Origin of the sequence: Microbacterium sp., from assembly GCF_036277215.1 — a bacterium.
GTDB lineage: Bacteria > Actinomycetota > Actinomycetes > Actinomycetales > Microbacteriaceae > Microbacterium.
Genome location: NZ_DASUNI010000353.1, coordinates 1 through 3,794, shown reverse-complemented (window position 1 = coordinate 3,794; position 3,794 = coordinate 1). Strand labels below are relative to the sequence as shown.

Annotated in this window: 2 protein-coding genes; both read left to right on the top strand. The window is 68.1% G+C overall.

Features of this window, described 5'->3' with window-relative positions; translation table 11 throughout:
- Nucleotides 1-1,786 (top strand): ABC transporter substrate-binding protein (locus VFX99_RS17165; protein WP_329667508.1); only part of this gene is annotated, 1,786 nt, incomplete at its 5' end.
- A gap of 479 nt (nt 1,787-2,265) precedes the next feature.
- Nucleotides 2,266-3,794: adenylate/guanylate cyclase domain-containing protein (locus VFX99_RS17160; protein ID WP_329667507.1), on the top strand; the 1,529-nt coding region annotated here is incomplete at its 3' end.

Here is a 3,794-nt window from a genome sequence, read left to right as displayed (position 1 = left end):
GGACTCGGTCAGGGACCTCATCCCGATCGGACGGGAGCCGGAAGGGATCGCTGTCGACTCCGACGCCGTCTGGGTCACGAACGGCGGAGACGGATCGCTCGTGCGGCTGAATCCTTCGACCGGCGAGACGGCGCAGACCCTGGCACTCGACAACCCGCCGCACGGCGTTGCCCTGACGCCGGACGGGGTCTACGTCGCGGTCCGATCGACCGGGATCGAGCACCGTGGGGGAACGCTGGAGGCTCTTCTCGGCACAGGCCCGCAATCGTTGGACCCTGCTATCGAGGGCTTCGGTCTCATCCCGGTTCTGACCCTCACGAACGACGGGCTCGTCGGGTTTCGGAGGGTCGGTGGCGTCGAGGGCTCCCAGCTCGTACCGAATCTCGCCGTCGCGCTTCCCGCCCCGACCGATGGTGGGAGGACGTACACGTTCCAGGTGCGCCCGGGCATCCGCTACTCCAATGGAGACATCGTCGAGCCCGAGGACTTCAAGCGCGCGATCGAGCGCCTCTTCGTCATCGAGTCCGACGCCGGTGGCGAGGGGTACTACCAGGGAATCGTCGGGGCCAACCGGTGCACTACCGGCAAGCCGTGTGATCTCTCCGGCGGCATCACGGTGGACCGCACTGCTGGAACCATCACGTTCCACCTGACGGAGCCCGATGCCGACTTTCTCGCGAAGCTGGCGATGCCGTTCGCCGTCGCGGTGCCTCGAGGGGCCCCGGCGCGCAAACGGGCCACCCGTCCGCTTCCGGCGACCGGGCCGTACCGGATTGCTGGGCTTAACAGGAAGTCGAAGACCATTCGGCTGGTGCGGAACAGCGCCTTCCGTGAGTGGTCGGCCGACGCGCAGCCGGACGGCTATCCCGATTCGATCACCCTCTCCTGGCGATTCGGGTACGACATCTCGGCAGCCGTGCGTGCAGCCGAACGCGGGGGCGTAGATGTTGTGTCCACTTACGGACCGCCGCCGTCGAAGGAGACGCTCGACGAACTCGCCGTCCGCGCTCCGGGCCAGCTGCGCTTGAGCCCAACCCTCGGCACGGAGGGTTACTTCCTCAACACGCGCGTAGCGCCCTTCGACGATACGCGGGCGCGACGAGCCGTGAACATCGCGTTCGATCGCGAGACGTTCGTGCGGACGCTCGGCCGTGCGTTTGCGCCGACCTGCCACATTCTCCCGCCGAACCTCCCCGGTTACAGGCCCACGTGTCCGTACGGCTCCGGCGGTGCACAGCACCTCGACGCTGCACGGCGCCTCGTTCGGAGCTCTGGCACTCGCGGCGCCGTCGTCACTGTCGCCGTGCCGCGGCCGATCGCTCACCAGGCGCAATACATCGCCTCTGTTCTCGACTCGCTCGGCTACCGGGCTCGTGTGAGGCCAATCAGCCCGGATGCCTACTTCACCGAGATCTCCGACTCTCGAACGCAGACTCAGGCCGGGTATTCGGGTTGGATCGCGAGCTATCCGTCGGCCGCGGACTTCCTACCGCCCCTGTTCAGCTGCGCCGCGTTCGTGCCCGCCTCACCGGGCGCGAACACGAATCTGTCCGGGTTCTGCGACCCGTCGGTCGACGCCAAAATGAGCGCCGCCACGGATGCACAGGCGCAGGATCCCGCCGCAGCCACCACGCTTTGGCAGCAGGCCGAGCGGGCGATTCTCGCGCAGGCGCCCTTCGTACCGGCATACAACCGAAGCGACGTCAACGTCGTCTCCAAGCGCGTCGGCAACTTCCAGTACAACCCGCAGTGGGGCGTCCTGCTCAGCCAGCTCTGGGTGAGGTAGCGCTCTGGCTTCCTGCGAATGGCGCATGAGGGCGAGGTGCGGCAAGAGCTGATCGAGAAGGGGGTCGACGAGCGGACGCCCGCCGCGCCGTGGGTGTCGGCGGGGGAGGAGCTCACCTGACGACTCGGTTGGGGGCTGCCTCGCCAACCCCGTCCTCGCCTCGAGCGCCCATGGGGTTCCAGCGGCAGGCGCACAGCGGCAAGATCCGCGTTGATACTGAGTGGCCCCGGGAGGAGTCGAACCTCCGCCCGCAGATTCGAAGTTCGGGCCCGAGCCCAGACAGGCCGAGACCAACCGAGACGATCTCGTTTGTCCGAAGCGTTTCTGCCTGGTGATTGACCCTCTGATCTCGGCCAGTCTCGGTAGGTCTGGTGGCCCCATGGTGGGCCCCATCAACCAAGGGCAGAGTGGCCGGATCCAGCGTGCGCGCGACGTAGACATCGTTTGGTAGCCGACCCGCCGAGTGAAAGACTCGGTACGTGAGCTCAGTCGACGAGCTGCCCGTAGGCACCGTCACCTTCCTCTTCACCGACATCGAGGGCTCCACGCAGCTGCTCAAACAGATGGGAGGGGAGCTGTACGCACACGCTTTGGACGACCACCGACGGATCCTTCGCGACGGCTTCGCCGAGCACGACGGCCGCGAGATCGATACACAGGGGGACTCGTTCTTCGTGGCCTTCCGGCGAGCCAAGGATGCCGTCGCGTGCGCGATCGCCTGCCAGGGCACGCTGATGGGCCACTCGTGGCCGGAGGATTCCGTACTGCGCGTGCGCATGGGCATTCACACCGGGGAACCGGCCGTGGGCGGCGAGCGGTACGTCGGCATGGGTGTTCACCGAGCCGCTCGCATCTGTGCGTCCGGGCACGGCGGACAGGTGCTCGTTTCGCAGACGACGCGCGAGCTGCTTCGGGACGACCCCATCCCCGAGGTCACGCTGCGCGACCTCGGCGAGCACCAGCTCAAGGACATGGACGAGCCCGAGCGGATCTACCAGCTCATCGCGCCGGGTCTACAAGAGACGTTTCCCGAGCTCAAGACCGCGGCACGGCCACCCTTCGAGGGACGGGAGGGCGAGCTCGCCGAGGCTGCATCGGAGGAGCTCGCCAGGCCGTGGCGACGGCCGAGTCGCCGAGCGCTCGTCGCTGCGACGTTCGCGGCCGCCCTCGTCGGCGTAACCGTCGGCGTGCTCCTCACACAGGGCGGCGGGTCCACGGCCAGCGCCTCCGTGAGCGCGAACGCCGTCGGCGTGATCGATGCCGACAGCGGCGAGGTTGTCTCGGAGGTTCCCGTCGGAGGAGCGCCAGGAGAGGTCGCGTCCGGGCTCGGGGCGATCTGGGTCACGAACGCGAACGACAACACCGTGTCCCGTATCGACCCCGCGACCAACCAGGTCGCCCAGACGATCAGGGTCGGAGAAGGGCCGACGGGTATCGCCGTCGGTGCAGGTGGAGTGTGGGTGGCAAACGGCCTCGACGGCACCGTCTCTCGCATCGACCCCACCACGAACGAGGAGGTGCTGAGGGTCACGGTGGGCAACGGCCCGAGCGGGGTTGCCCACGGCGTCGGCGCGACATGGGTCACGAACTCGGTGGACGGCACCGTGTCTCGAATCGCATCCGGTGCCAGCCGCGTATCAAGGCAGTTCCCGGCAGCCGTCGGCGCGTCAGGGATCGCAGTCGGCTTCGGCCGGATCTGGATCGCCTCGCCTCCGACCGCGAGCGTCGTCGCACTGGATCCCGGCTCCGGCCGCGTGCTCAGGGAGATCGGCGTCGGCGGTGAGCCGAGCGCGCTCGCGACCGGGGCCGGTGCCGTCTGGGTCACGAACCGCGCAGACGGGACCGTCTCGAAGATCGATCCGGAGTCGGACTCGGTCAGGGACCTCATCCCGATCGGACGGGAGCCGGAAGGGATCGCTGTCGACTCCGACGCCGTCTGGGTCACGAACGGCGGAGACGGATCGCTCGTGCGGCTGAATCCTTCGACCGGCGAGACGGCGCAGACCCT